Source organism: Mariniblastus fucicola (assembly GCF_008087665.1).
Taxonomy (GTDB): domain Bacteria; phylum Planctomycetota; class Planctomycetia; order Pirellulales; family Pirellulaceae; genus Mariniblastus; species Mariniblastus fucicola.
In genome coordinates this window covers 1295157-1311839 of sequence record NZ_CP042912.1, presented here as the reverse complement: position 1 = coordinate 1311839, position 16683 = coordinate 1295157, and the positions used below count along the sequence as shown (strand labels likewise).

The 16683-nt window shown below is 52.2% G+C and carries 13 protein-coding genes; 10 read left to right on the top strand and 3 right to left on the bottom strand.

Features of this window, described 5'->3' with window-relative positions; translation table 11 throughout:
- Positions 1-63 precede the first annotated feature (63 nt).
- From MFFC18_RS04740 to MFFC18_RS04710, 7 genes are all read left to right on the top strand, one after another.
- Complete coding sequence (locus MFFC18_RS04740) at positions 64-486, top strand: hypothetical protein (RefSeq protein WP_148618646.1); 423 nt, start codon at positions 64-66, stop codon at positions 484-486.
- A 186-nt stretch (positions 487-672) separates the two neighbouring features.
- Entirely contained in the window at positions 673-1833 is a 1161-nt protein-coding gene (locus MFFC18_RS04735) for a DUF6786 family protein (protein ID WP_084416714.1), read from the top strand.
- 63 nt (positions 1834-1896) lie between these two features.
- Entirely contained in the window at positions 1897-2682 is a 786-nt protein-coding gene (locus tag MFFC18_RS04730) for an enoyl-CoA hydratase/isomerase family protein (RefSeq protein WP_075081839.1), read from the top strand.
- Positions 2683-2899: 217 nt separating this feature from the next.
- Entirely contained in the window at positions 2900-3847 is a 948-nt protein-coding gene (locus tag MFFC18_RS04725; protein WP_075081840.1) for an ABC transporter ATP-binding protein, read from the top strand.
- Between the two features lie 55 nt (positions 3848-3902).
- A complete protein-coding gene (locus MFFC18_RS04720; protein ID WP_075081841.1) occupies positions 3903-5891 on the top strand; it encodes an ABC transporter permease in 1989 nt (662 codons plus the stop codon).
- Positions 5888-7717, top strand: a complete 1830-nt coding sequence (locus tag MFFC18_RS04715; protein WP_075081842.1) for a hypothetical protein — start codon at positions 5888-5890, stop codon at positions 7715-7717. Before MFFC18_RS04720 ends, MFFC18_RS04715 begins: the two co-directional genes overlap by 4 nt.
- A gap of 17 nt (positions 7718-7734) precedes the next feature.
- Entirely contained in the window at positions 7735-8571 is an 837-nt protein-coding gene (locus tag MFFC18_RS04710) for a sulfotransferase (protein ID WP_075081843.1), read from the top strand.
- A gap of 170 nt (positions 8572-8741) precedes the next feature.
- On the opposite strand, the gene MFFC18_RS04705 is transcribed toward MFFC18_RS04710, so the two are convergent.
- Positions 8742-8933 carry a hypothetical protein gene (locus MFFC18_RS04705; protein WP_075081844.1) on the bottom strand — a complete coding sequence of 64 codons (192 nt, stop codon included), beginning with the start codon at positions 8931-8933 and terminating at the stop codon, positions 8742-8744.
- 510 nt (positions 8934-9443) lie between these two features.
- On the opposite strand from MFFC18_RS04705, the gene panB reads away from it, so the two are divergent.
- Positions 9444-10247, top strand: coding sequence for a 3-methyl-2-oxobutanoate hydroxymethyltransferase (gene panB / locus MFFC18_RS04700; protein ID WP_075081983.1), 804 nt, complete (start codon positions 9444-9446; stop codon positions 10245-10247).
- 219 nt (positions 10248-10466) lie between these two features.
- On the opposite strand, the gene MFFC18_RS04695 is transcribed toward panB, so the two are convergent.
- The gene (locus tag MFFC18_RS04695) at positions 10467-11495 is read right to left on the bottom strand and encodes a D-alanine--D-alanine ligase family protein (protein ID WP_075081845.1); all 1029 of its coding nucleotides are present in this window, start codon (positions 11493-11495) and stop codon (positions 10467-10469) included.
- A 49-nt stretch (positions 11496-11544) separates the two neighbouring features.
- Complete coding sequence (locus MFFC18_RS04690) at positions 11545-12648, bottom strand: putative zinc-binding metallopeptidase (protein ID WP_084416715.1); 1104 nt, start codon at positions 12646-12648, stop codon at positions 11545-11547.
- A 670-nt stretch (positions 12649-13318) separates the two neighbouring features.
- Between MFFC18_RS04690 and MFFC18_RS04685 the strand changes: the two genes are divergently transcribed.
- Positions 13319-13735 carry a BlaI/MecI/CopY family transcriptional regulator gene (locus MFFC18_RS04685; protein WP_075081846.1) on the top strand — a complete coding sequence of 139 codons (417 nt, stop codon included), beginning with the start codon at positions 13319-13321 and terminating at the stop codon, positions 13733-13735.
- Positions 13732-16671, top strand: coding sequence for a M56 family metallopeptidase (locus MFFC18_RS04680; RefSeq protein ID WP_075081847.1), 2940 nt, complete (start codon positions 13732-13734; stop codon positions 16669-16671). Before MFFC18_RS04685 ends, MFFC18_RS04680 begins: the two co-directional genes overlap by 4 nt.
- Positions 16672-16683 lie beyond the last annotated feature (12 nt).

Below are 16683 nucleotides of genomic sequence, written 5' to 3'. Positions count from 1 at the left end.
GCGAAGCGTCGTTCAAGGCTGAGTCCGACCAAATGGATTGGCTTGCTACCAAGAACGTTTTCGTTGCGGACGCTTTTCGTTCTGATGTTACTGGCGGTTATTGGCAGCCTGTTGGTGCAACGATCGATCACCGATCGCGCTCACTTCAAAATCCTCGAGACGGATCTGGATGTTGACGGCGGCTATTTAAGTGGCAGCATTTCGTTTCGCTGCAGCCGCTTCAACCAGTACGACAACATCGAATATGCGGACACGGTTTTAAGAATTGAGCACCTTGCTGACACGCGGACCATGGATTTGGAAGCCGGGGACGAATTTTCACTCCGCTATCGCTATCTGGATTTTGGTCCGATCAAAAAGGAGAACCGCTACGTACTCTTCATGGTTCGAGAGCTGGGAATTCGGAAAGATGAAATCGTAGGTTTTGTGCAACTTGATGGCTGGGCTGAGGTTCTGGTCCGTGGAAAACCGAGAGAGTTGCCGTAAGATAGAGTAGGAGCGGCGTGAATTCCTTCTTAATGGCAAATTGCCCCGAATTTCCGTTATAGTGAGCCGTGAAACCTATTGACCGCATTCTGTTCGGAACCACAATCATTGGTGCCTGATGGAAAATTTCGGTGCGAGCGACTCGCGGTTTTTGTCATGCCTGAATCACCTATTTCTGCCATATCGATGACCGAAAACTCCTTCCAGGACGACGCGAATTTTCTCGCCAAGCATTTCGACTTCCACGTTCTGAAGAACTCCGAAGGCGGACGCGCGATCGTCGTTCCCGATCTTCAGGGACGCACGATGACGTCGTCCTCCCAAGGCGAAAACGGCCAGAGCTACGGCTATATTAACTACGAGGTTTTCGGAAAAGAACACGACCCGCAGATTAATCTGTTCGGCGGCGAAGACCGGATCTGGATCTCACCAGAAGGCAGCCAGTTTTCAGTCTTCTTTGATCCCGGCGTGTCCATGGATTATGTCAATTGGCGAACTCCGACAATTCTGGACTCCATGCCCTACGACGTGGTTGAGAAAAGCGACACTTCGATCACAACCAAACAGTCGACGTCGATGAAAAACATGAGTGGGTTCGAATTCAACATCGAACTCAAGCGTACCGTCGAACTGTTGTCGCGCGAAACTGCGGCAAAGCACGTTAATGCCGATCTGGATGGGGTCAGCCTGGTTTCTCACGAAAGCCGCAACACGCTGACGAACAAAGGTGACAAAACCTGGCAAAAGGAAACTGGATTGATCGGGCTGTGGGCAATTTGCATGAGCAAACCATCTCCCGGTGCGACACTGATGATCCCGTTTCGCAAGGGCGACGAATCCGAACTGGGGACGATCGTTACATCGGACTATTTTGGAAAACTGGACTCCAAACGCCTGGCGGTCAATGAAGACCTGGGCATGATCTTTCTGCTTGGTGACGGCGACTACCGTAGCAAGCTGGGACTTTCGGAGAAACGCGCTTTGCCTTTCCTGGGCAGCTGGGATTCGCAGCGAGGCGTTCTGACAGTGATCCAGTTCAGCATGCCAGATGAGGCTCCTCACGGTTACACCAACAATCTCTGGGAATACCAGGACGATCCGTACTGCGGCGACGCGATTAACGGATACAACGATGGCCCAAATGAAACCGGCGGCAAGCTTGGCGGGTTTTACGAGCTGGAAACAGTCAGCCCGGCATACGCGTTGGCGCCCGGTGAATCCCGTACGCATACGCAACGGACGACTCGAATCGAAGGCGACCGCGAGAAAGTCGACGTCATCGCCCAGGCGGTCTTTGGCGTTTCGCTGGACGAAGTCGAAAGCCAACTCAATTCGCTGCCTGTTTGAGCCCCGTCAGGTTAACGGTAGGATAGAAGCTTCACTCTCGAAGTCTTTCCCACCGAACGCTTTATGGCTCTTGTTCAACACACGATTCAGGATGGCGTTGCGACTGTAACGCTTTGTCGCGCCGAAAAACGAAATGCACTTAGCCGCGAACTGCTGCAGCAACTATCGGTCGCCGTCAGCGAAACTCTGGCCGATCCGCAGACACGAGTCCTTGTTCTGAACGCCGAAGGCAAGGTGTTTTGCGCCGGAATGGATCTGGCCGAGATGCAGGCTCGTGCAACGTCTGCTGACGGCCAAAAGGAATGGCTTCAGGACTCCAAAGACTACTGCGAACTTCTGGTGACGTTGTTCACCGCCAAAGTGCCAACGATTGCGGCGTTGCAAGGCCCGGTCCTCGCGGGCGGAGTCGGCATGGTGCTGGCGTGTGATTTTGTCGTCGCTGTCGAAGACGCCTTTGTCTCGTTGCCCGAACCACAACGGGGGATCACCGCTGCGATGGTCACGCCGCTGTTGGTGCATCGCGTCGGAGCAGGACGTGCGGGACATTTGTTGCTTTCCGGACGCCGACAAAGTGCTCAGGCTGCAGCGACGACAGGGCTGGTTTACGAAGTCGTCGAACGTGAAAGGCTACGAAGTTCCGTTGCGTCGTTGGCCGATTCAATCATGTCAGGCTCGCCGGAGGCTCTGGCGATCACGCGTCGGCATCTCGATGAAGTCGGCGGCAACGGGCTGGTGACGAGAATTCGCCAGTCGATCGATGTTTCGGCTCAGGCCCGCGCAAGCAAAGATGCGCGTGAAGGACTGGCCGCGTTTTTGGAAAAGCGGAAGCCAAATTGGCAAAATGATTGAACCTCGTATCGACTTGAAGCGTAGCGACGAAAGAGCTTTGCAACTCCGGTCTCAAACAGCCTACCTTGCGTCGTCTGACCGTAGCAAAATACGCGGAATCCGTTAAACTTGCCGTGCTGGCTCAAACCTGACTCTGGTCTACAATAGGCCGGTATTCTGTCATTATCCAACGGGTTGTCACCCGATTGGCCCCTTTCCATTCAACCATCAACTCAATATGGCGACTGACACTTCCGAGAGCAAAAAAACCTCGAAGCTCGAACAGACCAATCCCGATTACGATCCGAACATCGTGATCGAGGCCCAGAACTTGACCAAGATCTACCGTGACTTCTGGGGACGACAGAAAGTCCGGGCTCTCAACGCACTGGATTTGGAAGTCAAAAAGGGCGAGATTTTTGGATTGCTTGGTCCCAACGGATCCGGAAAGTCGACCACGATCAAACTATTGCTGGGGCTGCTGTTTCCGACAAGCGGTCGGGCGATGGTGTTTGGCGAAAACGCCACCGAAGTTACCAAAAACGAACGCATCGGCTACTTGCCGGAAGAGTCATATCTTTACAAATTTCTCACGGCCGAAGAGACGCTGGATTTCTACGGTCGACTGTTCGACATTCCGTCAGAGGTTCGCAAAGAACGCGTGCAGAGTCTGATCAAGCAAGTTGGACTGACTAACGCAAAACGTCGCCAGCTTCGCGAGTACTCCAAAGGGATGACGCGACGAATTGGATTGGCTCAGGCGTTGATCAATGATCCGGATCTCGTACTGCTGGACGAACCAACCTCCGGTCTTGATCCGCTTGGTACGCGCGAGATGAAAGACATGATTCTGAAGTTGCGTGACGAAGGCAAAACCGTTGTCATGTGCTCTCACCTACTCGGCGACGTCCAAGACGTTTGCGATCGGATCGCCATTCTTTATCAGGGAGACCTGAAAGAGCTCGGCCGTGTCGACAGTTTGCTGCAGGTTTCTGACGAGACCTCGATTCGTGCCAAGAACTTGCCAGAGTCCGCTCAGGAAGAGATTCGCGAAGTCATCAAGAGACATGGCGGCGATTTGATCGGCGTCGAGAATCCGAAGAGCACATTGGAAGAGCTCTTTTTGCAGATCGTTCGCGAAAGCGAGCAACGGCCGGGACAGCGTGCTTCCGGTTCGGACTCCTGATCCCAAAAGTTTTCGTTTTTGAAACTGAAACTTCGCACCAACTTCCCAAGTCACCATGGTTCTCGACAATTTCCCTACCTTTTCCGAGTGGTTCCTTCCAGGCCTGATCCTGTTCGGAGGAATCGTGCTGGCCGCCATCCTGCTGGGCCTGTTCGTTGGCTACGTCGTGGCTTCGTTCCGACACGGACCTTTCGAAGCGTTTTACATCGTGGCTCAGGTCGTCGGCGAATCCGTGCCCGATTTTCTTGGGACCTCACCTCGCCGCGTGCTGGCGATGGCTCGACTGGCGATGAAAGAAGCGTTTCGCCGCAAAGTCCTGATCGTGGCGTTCGCGATTTTTGCAATCCTGTTGCTGTTCGGGCAGTGGTTCATGGGCGGAACGGAAAACCCGGAAAAACGCTTCATGAACACCATCATGTTCGGCACGCAAATGCTGACGCTACTGACGGTGATGCTGATCAGTGCTTTCAGTTTGCCAGAGGACATCAAAAACAAAACGATTTATACGATCGTCACCAAACCTGTGCGTGCGACCGAGATTATCCTTGGCCGCATTCTCGGGTTTGGCTTTCTCGGAACAATCCTGCTGGCGTTAATGGGATTGATCAGTTTCTTCTTCGTCTCTCGAAACCTCGACCACACGCATCTGGTCGTTGGCGATACGCAAACGATCGCTTCGCTTTCCGCGATCGAACCTGGCACTGAAATCTCGAAGATGACCGGTAAGCGTGTTTCGCCCAACGCGGTCATGGAAGGCGAGACCAACATGGAGCTCGGGCACATGCATCGCCTGGAGGTCCTGGAATTCAAGACCGAAGATGCGGAAGATCCGATTCTTCAGTCGCCCGACATTGTCAGCGTTGAGCAGACGGATGGCAAAACAGTTTACCGGCGTCTGGTTTGCTTGCCTGTCGGAGGCCACACGCATCAAGTCACGATCAGTGGCACCGGCGACGATGCACAAATCAGCTTGGGCCCGGCGATCGGCTACTTTCGCGCCCGGATCCCTGTCTACGCTGATGACATTCGCTTTCTCAACAGCGACGGCTTGCCGAGTGCTTCAGGGGTAAATGTTGGTAAAGAAAGCGGCTATCGCGGCTTCATCGACGGAGGGACGCACTTGAAGCGATCGTCGCTTTCACGTGCAATATTCACGTACTCGGATTTCACTGCCAGTCGCTTCAACAATGCTGACGTCATCCCGCTTGAAATGACGCTGGGCGTGTTTCGAACTTATAAAGGCGACATGCAAAAGCGAGTCGTCGGTGGACTTCAGTTTGCGAGCATTCCCGACAATCCAGAAGTTGAAAACCGTTTCGTTTCCGAAACCGTGAACTTTGAGACCAATGAGTATCAGCTTCAGATCCGCCCGATTTCACGAAAAGTGATCGGTCGAATCGAGGCGCCTGACGGGACACTGATCGAGGAGGGTGAGTACGATCTGTTCGATGATTTCGCCGCGAACGGAAAATTGGAATTAAGCCTCAGTTGCCGCGACCTAAACCAGTATCTGGGTGTTGCCCGGGCTGACATGTACTTTCGCGCCTCCGATGATGTGTACTGGTTCAACTACTTCAAAGGCTACGTCGGCATTTGGTGCCAGATGATGATCATTATCGCGATGGCGGTTGCGTTTAGTACGTTCCTGGGAACTCCGATCGTCATGTTGGGCGTGCTAACGATGATGATTATCGGGTTCTTCACTCCTTTCATCCGCAGCCTGACTGAAGTCGGTCGGGATGGAGGCGGCCCGATTGAGTCGTTTATCAGGATTCTGACTCAGAAGAATATGCAGGTCGACCTGGAGACCGGCGTCGCCACTACGCTCATTAAGGAGTCGGACAATTTCATCAGTCAACGTCTGAGTGATCTGACTTATCTGGCTCCGAACTTCAAGCAGCTCGATTTTTCGGAATTCCTGACCTACGGCTATTCCATCGACAACCAGCGAATCCTGGTTGCTTTGGCGATCACGCTTGCGTTCTGCATCGGTTTGACATTGCTTGGTTACTTCTCGCTCAAAACGCGGGAGATTGCAAAATGAAAAAGAACAGTACGAATCCCTTCCTGCGCAAAATCATCTACATCGCCGTCATCGGTTTGTTGCTGATTCCGCTGTCCTTCATCTCACGCCCGGAAGTCACCGACCAGAACGGTCAGGTCGTCGATCCCGGTGGACGATTGTCACAAATGCGCCGCAAGGAAAAACTCGCGCAGGCAAGCATCTCCGAGATCGATCCAACCAGTGAAGCCATGAAACTGGCTTCGATGGGTCTGCGTGGCGTTGCTGTGAACGTCCTGTGGATGCAGGCCCTGGAACATCAAAAAAATGAAGACTATGACAAACTCGCTGCAACGCTGCAAACACTGACAAAAGTCCAACCGAACTTTGTCAAGGTTTGGGAGTTTCAGGGGCACAACCTGGCGTTCAATGTTTCGATGGAGTTCGACGACTACGAGTATCGATATGAGTGGATCAAGAAAGGTTTGAACTTTCTCAAAGGCGGAATCGCGTACAACACGGACGATCATCGCATGACGGACAACATGGGTTTCTTTACAGGAACCAAGTTCGGCAAATCGGACGAAAAGATGCCGTTCCGACGGATCTTCCGCAAAGACAAAGTTTTTCACAACGAGATGTCGGACAAAATTGCTCCGGATTCCTACGACGCTCGCGAGTACGGCCCTGACAGCTACAAGATGGCGTGGCACTGGTATGACGAATCGCAAAACCTCGTCGACAATGGTGCCCGCAAGTACAAAAGTGATCTGATGTTTGGCATGAATCGCCCCTCGCAAACGCGGCAGCAGGCGATGATTCTGGCCGACGAGTTTCGCTCTGACGAAGTCATCCGGGAAATCTGGGAGGACGCCGGTGAAGAGTGGACTCAGTACGGAAGTGTTGAACTCAGAAATGCCCGTGACATCGCGTTCACGCTTGAGCGTATGGACCAGTACGAAAGCCGACTTGCTGAACTCCGCACGGAGCTTGACAAATTGACGCCGGGAACCAGAAAGCTCGAACATAGCCAAACTTGGGCCGGTCTCGGATTGCCGGAAGAAGAACTGCCGATTATCTATGCAGCGCCGGAAGAACTAAATGACGAGCAGCAGAGCAAACGCGTCATGTTTTTCGAGATGCTCAACTCTCCAGAAATGGGATTCGATTCGAAAATTGCGTTGACAGCTGAGCCTGACGACCAACTCGAAGCAAAACGTTTGGCCGACGAGATCGCCAATGTTTTGAGTAAGATGTCGGCGATCAGCAAAGACGGCGGAGTGATTAATTACTCGTTTTGGAAAAGCCGAAATGCGGCCGAGTCGACCGATGCGATGGTTCGTGCCCGACAGGCGATGTACGATGCTGCCGAAATGAGACGCAAATCGATTCTCGAAGACGAATACGTCTACGATTACGAAACTGGAGAGAAAAGTGTCTTGAGAGCAGGTGCCGTGACGCTTTACGAAGAGGCTTTCTCCAAGTGGGATGAGCTTCTCAAGCAGCATCCGGATCTGATCGAATCACCGGTGGTCGACAATCTGGTCGAGTCCATGCTCAAGTATCGTCAGCTGCTTTTCTTTGCCGGGAAGCAGTGGCCGAAAGATTTTGTACTTCAATGGGTCATCGACTCACGGAAGAAAACTGGCAACGATGATGGCTTGCCTACATCCCAACAGGTTCAAGATTGGCTGGAAGACGAACAGGCTGCTTCCGATGCCGATTCGGTTTTACAACCTCCTGAGGACAGCGACGAAGACACGTCCGATGACAACGTAGAACCGACCGATGAAGACGCCAGCCCGGAAGACGCTGGTGATAGCGCTGACGACACGGGTTCCGCGGACGGTGAATCCGACGATTCCTGATCGACCAGGACGTCGTTATGCCGTTTCCAAATTTTGAATTGCTTGCCTCCGCTGACGCTGATGCATCCAGCGGTTTTCGTGGACGCTGGAGAACGCTACGGCGGCTTGTGCAACGTTCATTGTTGGATCAGAACGTCCGCAACGAAACGCGTTTCTTCTGTCAAAATAGCGGCGCGTGCGGCTCACACTACATCGTGGACCTGCTCAACGAAAACGGCGTCGAGCGTGTCTTCCATGAGAAGGAGCCCGACCTCAATGAAATTGGAGTCCGCCATTTCGACTCGCCAATCTCACGTACGCAGCTAATTCGAACGCTGCGCTACACCAGACACAACGTCTACTTCGAAGCAAACAATCGACTCTTTAGCCTTTCCAACGAGTTGGCGGACGCGTTCCCGGCCGCGCGTTTTATTCACCTGTTCCGACATCCTGCCAACGCAGTCCGCTCTGCGATGTCAAAGCCTAACGTCACCGAATACCTCCGGACAAACCTTCGCTTTTCCGGCACACTAGCCGGTGATTCGAATCAGTGTCCGTTGGAACGTTTTTGCCATTACTGGGCGAACATCAACCAACGAATCCATGACGACCTCGTTCAGTTGCAGGACACGGGACGCGAAGTTATTTGGCTGGACTTCGATGACTTGATCGCAGGGGACCTTGCGTCGCTTGAGAAATTTATAGGACATGAGTTGCCGAGAAAACAACGTTCACCGTCGAATGTGGGAGCGGTTAGAAGCGAAGGAAAGTTCGGCTCGTTTGATCAGTGGACGGATGAAGACCAGAATGCGCTGAGTGAAATCTGCATACCAGTTTTCGAAAGTCTCCGGCTGAAAACCACCGCAAAGCAATGAGAACGCATTGAGCCGGTAGAAATGCTTTGACTCTGCCAAAGCCGCATGAACAAGACATCGACGATCCGGCAGACATCCCATCGATTCCGCGGGTTAACGCGAAAGATACCGCAACGAAATTCTAAAGATATCACGCAGTGTGATCGCGACATCAATCTTGCAACTGGTCCCTACGAACGCTTGAAGAATTTTCGAACAGATTTGTCCGTCTCAAATTCTGCGAACTTCTCAACCAGAACATCCAGTTCCGAATCCAGCCATGAGGCGAACTGTTCGATTGACTCGAATGTTTGCTCGACGCTCGTTTCTGCAGCCGAACCGGTTCCTGAATGGTTCTCTGTGTTCTCTTTAGTTGGAAACATGACGCTCTCTCCTGTGCGGACGAAATGTCCTTGCCAGTTCAAAGCTGGCCAGTGGCCACCTGAAAATATGACAACCTTTACTAGGCTAGACGCAAGTAAGGTGCCAATCGTTTCACTTTGGTTCGCGCTTCGCCCAATTTGGCGGAAAAAACCCTCTATTTGCGGGTAAAACTATCTGAAAAACCGGGCCTCGTTACTATTTTCACGAGGTTTTCGGCAGTCGCAGCTGTGGCGTCAAATCAACTTGAGTATCAAATTGACTTCGAAAGTGTTGCGGTTTCTCGACACCGATGATCATCGCAACAACCTCACGCAACTGTATCCCACGATGACACTTTCTTTGTATCGGCAACAGATCCCTGTGCTCACCATCGCGTGACGGTCCGGCAATTTGGGAAAAAGAGTCGAAGCTGTCTGGATCCGTTGTTGAACAGTGGCGAAGCGCATCTCCCGCAACAGGTTTCGCATCGACTACAATCTGAGCCGTTGATTTTTCTTTGTGGAATCCAGATGACTACTCCTAAATCCAAAAAACGACTCACCGTTACTGATTTCGCGAAAATGAAATCCAATGGCGAAAAGATCTCGATGCTTACTGCGTACGACTTCGCCATGGCGAAAATGCTTGACGCGGCCGGAGTCGACATGCTGTTGGTCGGAGACTCACTGGCGATGGTCGTTCAGGGCCACGAGAACACGATCCCGGTGACGCTGGACGAGATGATCTACCACGGCGAAATGGTTGCTCGCGCAGCCAAGCGAGCGTTTGTCGTCGTCGACATTCCGTTTCCGGTCAACCATCACGGTATCCATGAAGCAGTAAAGGCCGCGGGCAGAATCATGAAGAAGACCGGCTGCCATGCAGTCAAACTAGAAGGCGGCGCTGACCAGGCTGACGTGATCCGAGCGATGGTGAATGCCGGAATCCCCGTCATCGCTCACGTTGGTCTGCGTCCACAAGCGGTTCACGCAATGGGCGGATACAAGGTTCAACGAGATCGCGACGAGCTGATGGCAGACGCATCAGCAGCTCAGGAAGCAGGCGCTTTTTGTGTGCTGATCGAGTGTGTTCCCGCAGAGATCGCAACCGAGTTGTCGGGCAAATTGAGAGTGCCAACGATTGGGATCGGCGCTGGAGCAGGCTGCGACGGACAGGTGCTGGTCACCAATGACATGCTGGGAATGACGACCGGCTACGTGCCCTCTTTTGTCAAAGCCTACGCAAACGTCGCCGAACAAATTGCCAGCGCGGTAGGGCAGTGGTGCGAAGAAGTCAAAGAGAACACGTTTCCCGACGAAGACCATTCGTTCTAGGCACTGCTTTGGTCAATGTGAGCAGCTAAGGCGAAAGCCGCCGGTCCGTTGCCCGCGAATACCGGCGGCTAGCGCCTTACCGCTCATGTTTGGCCACGTTGACGACATGAAAATCAATTGTCAAACAAGTACCTAGCACCAAACGATGCCGGTCGGCTGAGCAATCCCAAGACTTCGCAAAGCCGATAGTCCAGGCAAAGCCAAAACTCAACGGCTTAACTAAACCAATCGCCATTCGGCCTGATAGTTCAGGCCAAGCGAAATGATTTTCGTCAACAGCTGCTCATAATTGATCCCGACAATCTCGGCAGATTCGGCCAGGTCTTCACCGAATGACAGGTTTGGGTTTGGGTTTGCTTCGATGACATAGACGTCACCATTTTCTTTCAATCGCAAGTCCATCCGCGCATAGCCGCTCAGGCTCAAAGCCTTGTAGGTTCGCTTGCAAATTTTTTGGATCTCGTCTTTAACCGACTTCGGCAGGTCCGAGGCTTCCGTTGTTTCGATGCCCAATTTTTTCTGATACTCGGGATCCCATTTGACTCGCGAGGTCGCGATCTTGGTCGACTCCGGTTTGGCGTTATGAAAATGCATTTCCCAAATCGGCAGCGTTTTCACTCGACGGTTCCCGATCAAACCAACATACAGCTCGCGGCCTTCAATGAACGTTTCCACGAGCGCGTCCGTTTGTGTTTCCTCATGGATCTTGAGCACACGTTGTTCAAGCTCGTCATCGTCGCGAACGACAGAACGTTCCGTGATCCCCATCGAAGCATCCTCGCTGGCAGATTTAACCAACAAAGGATACTCAAAACCTGCGGGACGGCGTGTCTTTTTGCTACGAGACACGACAAAAAATCCCGGTGTGGAGATCCGATGCCATGAAAGAATCTTCTTCGCCAATGGCTTGTCCCGGGCCAGCAACAGCCCCCGCGGATTGCATCCCGTGTAAGGCTGCTTCAACAACTCCAAATAGCTCACCACATGATGATCGTACACGCCGACGCCGTGAAACTCCTCAAGCAGATTGAACACGATGTGGGGCTTGAAGTCCTCTTTAGCCCGCCTGAGGTCGCCTAAATCGTCGTACACACCCAACGGCAGGACTTCGTGCCCAAGTTCCCGCAGCGTATTCACGACGTCGAATTCGGTTTTCCATTCCAGAATCTCGGACTCGGAATAGCCGTCCAACGAAGAGGGTGGAACAAGGGTTTCGTGCATCAATACCAGTGCACGAAGTTTTTTCATGGCGATCAATCTACAGCAGAAAAGAAGCGAGTCAGCGGCAGCAAACGGGCTACAGCGCGACGCGGTGATTGCCGCGATACAGATAGTTCATCGTATGAACGGTCAACATCAACAGCGTGTCGCGTTCGAGTTCTCGATTGTCAGCCGGAACACGCAAATCCATTGACCGACAGCGATCAATCATCACGCGGATCACCTGATTGATATTGTACTGATATTCTCCAGTCCATTGCCCGACCTGACGGCAGAATTTCTGACGATTTCGCTCCAGAAAGGCGGCTGCTGTTTTATTTCGGCGAGTTTTGGCAGGCTGGGTAAAGAGCTTTTTCAAATCCTGGTCGAACGACGTTGGATAGTTTATGTCATAACGTGCGTGCCGTTCTTCATAGTGAGCCCGCAAAGTGTGTTTCAGTTTGTGGACCGGATCAACTTTAACACGCGACTTCACCGGAGGTTTCTTGTTGGCGATATCATGCATCAACTGGTCGACGTAAGTTATCTTCTCCAAAGCCTTCCAGCCCTGATACTTCTGCTGCCACTGTCGTTTCGATTTCGACTGCAGCCAAACGGCAAACGTCTCTGCAAAATCTTCCGCAGGATGAGACTGCGCGTACCACGGTTCCAGGTGCTGAACGTAATTCTTGCTACGTGGCTTGGGGCGATAGTATTCGGGGTAAGGATCGTTGTACCGGCCGAAGACCTCTCGGTATCGTTTGCGGCGATGCAGTCGAAACGCGATGTCGATCGCGTGACCGGCTTCGTGTCGCAGAATCCTCATGCACCAGGGCTTCGATCCGCCTTCGACTTCCAGCATTTGCTTTCGTTCAAGTCGCATCAGCCTCGGGCTGGCCATGTAAAAAGGGATCGCAATGCCCGGAATGCCGTCAGGAACAAACCACTCGTCGCTCAACCAGACGTGAGGCTTGATCTGCAAGTTGCGACTGGACAGCTCGCTGTAGAGTTGATCCCGCATCTGAACCAGATGCGGATTGTCGTCGAGACTGACGCCCAAGTCATTAATTTGCAGATCAAGAAGCTGATCGTCTTTCAGCCGAGCCCAAGATGGCGCTTCGACGGAAGCAGCGTTCGAATCGATGCGTTGCCAGTCGCTCGCAAGTCGACCTTTCTTTGAAGCTTTCGTCTGCCTTGACATAGGTTGGCTTGAGTCCAATCGCACAACTTGGTGAAGGCTTTAGTCGCCCTTCGAATCGTCATTTGCAAAGCAGATTTTAAAAGAAAGAAACGCCAGACCGAAGACATTTTCTCATCAACGATAAAGAAATTTCTTCCGTTGCCGCACAGCCCCGTACTCGGCTCGCGAGGTCGATACGCCTGGATCCGCAATCACAATTGGCCGCGCCAGCTTTGAAAATGGCGTTTGTAGAAATCCGTAAGCAGGTGACCAGAACGAGTCAGTTTTCATTCTTACAACAACGCGATTGTCTGTTTTTTTGCCTCGTTTGATTTAGGCAGCGGTTAGCTTCCGTCGGTCCGGCGAAGTAGCGAATACCCTGACGCTCAAGTCGCCAGTCATCTCGTAGCACGACGTCGCCGGCCAGATTGCGTGTTGCAAATTTCTAACGCAACAGATTTGCCAGCAATGATGACAGCTGTCGCGCCCAAATCTTGCCGCTTGAACTTGTTCGCGACAGACTCACAAACCGGCAATCGCCACTGAATGGTGTTGTCAGGGCGAATAGCGTGGCGTGACAGGACTTCGAACTGAAACAACTTCCGGGGCTCAGTCTTGACGACAACTACAGGTGTAGTTAAAACCCTACAGGCGTAAGCAAACAAAGAAGTGTCAGCCGAGAAAAGAAGTCATGGCGAAACGAACACGAAACGACGAAGGATTGCCACCTTTGAGTGACGCTCAGCTTGAGATCATGCAGATCGTGTGGAAGCAAGGTGAGACCACCGTTAGCGAAGTTTGGACTGAATTGGCCGGTCGGCGAAATATTGCTCGCAATACAGTTTTGACAACGATGGATCGACTAGCGAAGCGAGGGTGGCTAACGACGAAAAAGGTGGGCAATACGCATCTCTATACAGCGCCGGTCGGCGAGCAGCAGACGATGCGGAATGTCGTTCGAAAACTCGTCGATACAGCCTTCGCCGGATCGGCGGAGAAGCTGGTGATGGCTTTGCTTGACGATCGAGGCGTCACTGAACAGGAAGCGAATCGAATCCGGAAAATGATTTCTGAAAACAGGAAAAACTCCCGAGGGAAAAACCAATGAATCTTCTGATCCTTTTCGCTTGTGCATCGGCCGTTTCCGTCATTGGGATGCTGATCAGCGAGGTTTTCTTTCGCAGCCGGCTTGGATGGTTTTCATTTTCTATCAAGGCAACATTGGCCACTACGATTGCTCTACCACTCGCACTATCGCTGACGAACCAGCTTTCCCCCAATGGTCTTCTTCAACTGGCAATCTTGCCGACACCGAACAGAGCCAACGCCACCAACATTGAAGCACTCAACAACGTTTCAGAGTTAGGCCCTGTTCGCATACTTGCGAGTGAATTCGACGAACAGCAATCCAGCGACATTTCGCCGCCGGTAGTGGTGAACCCATCCGTCGCGAAGAATGGAACTGCCAGCCTAGCCACGCCCCAAACGGAGTCAAACGATCAGGCGACTGTTACTCCGCAAGACTATTCCTACGATTCCATTCCTTGGTCGCAAATCGTTTCATCCTGCTGGCTTGCTGGGATCATTTTCCTGATGGCAAGAATTTTTGCTGGTTGTTGGGCAACAGGTAAACTCGTTAAAACTGCATCAGGCAGCGAGCCGCCAAGCTGGAGTCCAATCATTGATGAGGTTTCAGAGGCGATGCAGATTCGCAGCCGATTGACGGTTCGGACTTCCAAAAAAATATCATCTCCTTTTGTCGTCGGCGCAATCCGTCCTCGAATCCTTGTTCCGACCAGAATGGCGTGGTCACTCGACAAAAACGAAATCCGTTGTGTCTTGTTTCATGAAGGTGCTCACGTCAAACAGAACGATTGCCTCTGGAGCTATGTGACTCGAATTGCCCAAGCATTATGGTGGCCGATCCCGATGGTGCATTGGTTGGCCAGACGTTTTTATCAGTCTTGCGAAAAGATTAGTGACCTGAATGTAATTCACCGGGTGAATCCCGTTGAATACGCTGAGACATTGTTAGCATTGGCGACAACGGACTTGGCGCGTCAGCCGAAAATCTACGGCCTGACCATGTACCCGCGAGGAAGCTCGTTGGAGTCACGGACGCAGTGGCTTTTTGACAACGCGACAACCAAAGTTAATGCCCCTGGGATAGAAGTGCGGCGTGCATGCGCTTCAGCTTTAATCCTGGTGTTCGGCATGTGTATGGTGGTTCGATTCGTCGAGCCACAGCCCGCAGCGCTAACAGCGGCTGGATCGACAGCGATTGCAATGAACACGGCACTTCAGGAAAAAGATAGCGAAGACAGGGCCGAAGTTGCAGTCGATGAAGAAGCAGCTGCGGCTTTCATTGGCGGTTTAATATTGGCCCCTGACAAAACACCGATCAGAGGCGCCACAGTCTATCTGCTGAAAAGTGATGGCAGCAGTTCGCTGCCCAAGTATCCTGCTCAAACGAATTCCGACGAGCAAGGAAGGTATCGATTTGAAAACGTTTCGCCGGGAAACTATGGCGTTTGGGCAGAGTCCGGAAAATTCACATCGCTCAAGTCAAAATGGAAAAGCCTTCGGCTGAGTGTGTCTGATGAATCCAAGGGCTCTGATAACGTTGATCTAAATCTGCATGTCGGATGCAGTTACCGGGTCAAAGTCCAGTCTGCATTGTCGGGACTTCCAGTCGAAGATGCCCGCATCACATTCGGATGGACCGATATTGAACGCGAATACAGGACGGATGCTGATGGCATCGTTTTGATCGAAGGCTTGTCGCCGAGTGACTGGTACTTCATGGTCAAAGCCAATGGTCTGGCAACCCAGTTCAGAAAGACCTCGCCTCAAAAGTTGGGGCACGTTGAGGAATTGCAGTTCGATCTCGGCCCTGAAGCATCGCTACAGGTGAGTCTACGAGATGACAACGGTGATCCCGTTGTCGGTGCCAAGTTTTGGATTGATCCAGCAGATTCTGGCATGTCACCAAACTACGAGTCACCAACCACTGACTCCAACGGTGAGTTTGTCGTCAAAGGAATTCCTGTTGGGCAAAAGGTTCGTCTGACGACCATGATCGACGGCTACGACACCGGCAGCTACCGTGCAACTGCGACGGAGGCTGGCAGGCTAAAGAAAGTTGCTCTCAAATGCAGAAAGACTCCCTATGGCGGCGATGTTCTCTTTAAAGTCGTCGATGAGCATGGGATCCCAATTGAAAACGCCTCGATCAAAAACAGAGGAAGCGGTTCGAATCTGGTGAGGCAAGTGGCAACTGATGAAAATGGAGAGGCATTGATGCAGAACCTGTATCGCTCGATCGATGAATGCTCAGTCGACGTGACCGCAAGTGGAATGATCGGCAAAAAGTTCTACATCGTTCCTGGCACAAAACAGAAACCAAAAAATCAAACGATCAAGCTTGTAGCTGGCGGAACACTCACGGGAATGATCCGTTACCCGGACGGCAAACCAGTGCCCAACGTCACGGTTTACTACAACGGAGGTCATCTCGGTAGCAGATTTTCCGGCCCAGTTGGGGCAACGGGTCCCATTGGCGGCAGAACTCACTCTGACGCCGAAGGCATTTTTGAAATCGCTGGTCTACCGGAAAGCAGCACGCTAACCGTCTACACTCCCAAAGGCTATCAACCCATCAACCGCCTGCCTGTCAGCGTTGTCAGAGGGGAGAAGAATGAAGTGCAGATCGATTTGAAAATGGAGGCCGTAATCCGAATTCGCGCTGTCGACGATACGACCGGCAATGCAATTCCAAATTTCAATGTAAAAATTGACTTCTGTCGAGACAAAAAGGAAGACGATCCACGGAGTACTGGCGGCATTAGCTCCACCTTGAGGAGGGAAGGAGTCACTGTACACGGTACCACCAAAGAATATGTACTCGATCACCAAATCTCGGGCGCACCATACGCCGTCATTGTATCCGCTGAAGGATATGAAACCCGCAAACTGTCAAGAGTTGTCGCGGTGACGCGTGACGTGTCGAAGTTATTGGATGTGAAAATGAAGCCAACAAAGTAGAAGCTCGCCGCA

Coding starts and splice junctions, on each gene's coding strand:
- panB (WP_075081983.1), top strand. CDS start 9,444: ATGACTACTCCTAAATCCAAAAAACGACTCACCGTTACTGATTTCGCG.
- MFFC18_RS04720 (WP_075081841.1), top strand. CDS start 3,903: ATGGTTCTCGACAATTTCCCTACCTTTTCCGAGTGGTTCCTTCCAGGC.
- MFFC18_RS04725 (WP_075081840.1), top strand. CDS start 2,900: ATGGCGACTGACACTTCCGAGAGCAAAAAAACCTCGAAGCTCGAACAG.
- MFFC18_RS04695 (WP_075081845.1), bottom strand. CDS start 11,495: ATGAAAAAACTTCGTGCACTGGTATTGATGCACGAAACCCTTGTTCCA.
- MFFC18_RS04710 (WP_075081843.1), top strand. CDS start 7,735: ATGCCGTTTCCAAATTTTGAATTGCTTGCCTCCGCTGACGCTGATGCA.
- MFFC18_RS04730 (WP_075081839.1), top strand. CDS start 1,897: ATGGCTCTTGTTCAACACACGATTCAGGATGGCGTTGCGACTGTAACG.
- MFFC18_RS04680 (WP_075081847.1), top strand. CDS start 13,732: ATGAATCTTCTGATCCTTTTCGCTTGTGCATCGGCCGTTTCCGTCATT.
- MFFC18_RS04715 (WP_075081842.1), top strand. CDS start 5,888: ATGAAAAAGAACAGTACGAATCCCTTCCTGCGCAAAATCATCTACATC.
- MFFC18_RS04685 (WP_075081846.1), top strand. CDS start 13,319: ATGGCGAAACGAACACGAAACGACGAAGGATTGCCACCTTTGAGTGAC.
- MFFC18_RS04735 (WP_084416714.1), top strand. CDS start 673: ATGACCGAAAACTCCTTCCAGGACGACGCGAATTTTCTCGCCAAGCAT.
- MFFC18_RS04690 (WP_084416715.1), bottom strand. CDS start 12,648: ATGTCAAGGCAGACGAAAGCTTCAAAGAAAGGTCGACTTGCGAGCGAC.
- MFFC18_RS04705 (WP_075081844.1), bottom strand. CDS start 8,933: ATGTTTCCAACTAAAGAGAACACAGAGAACCATTCAGGAACCGGTTCG.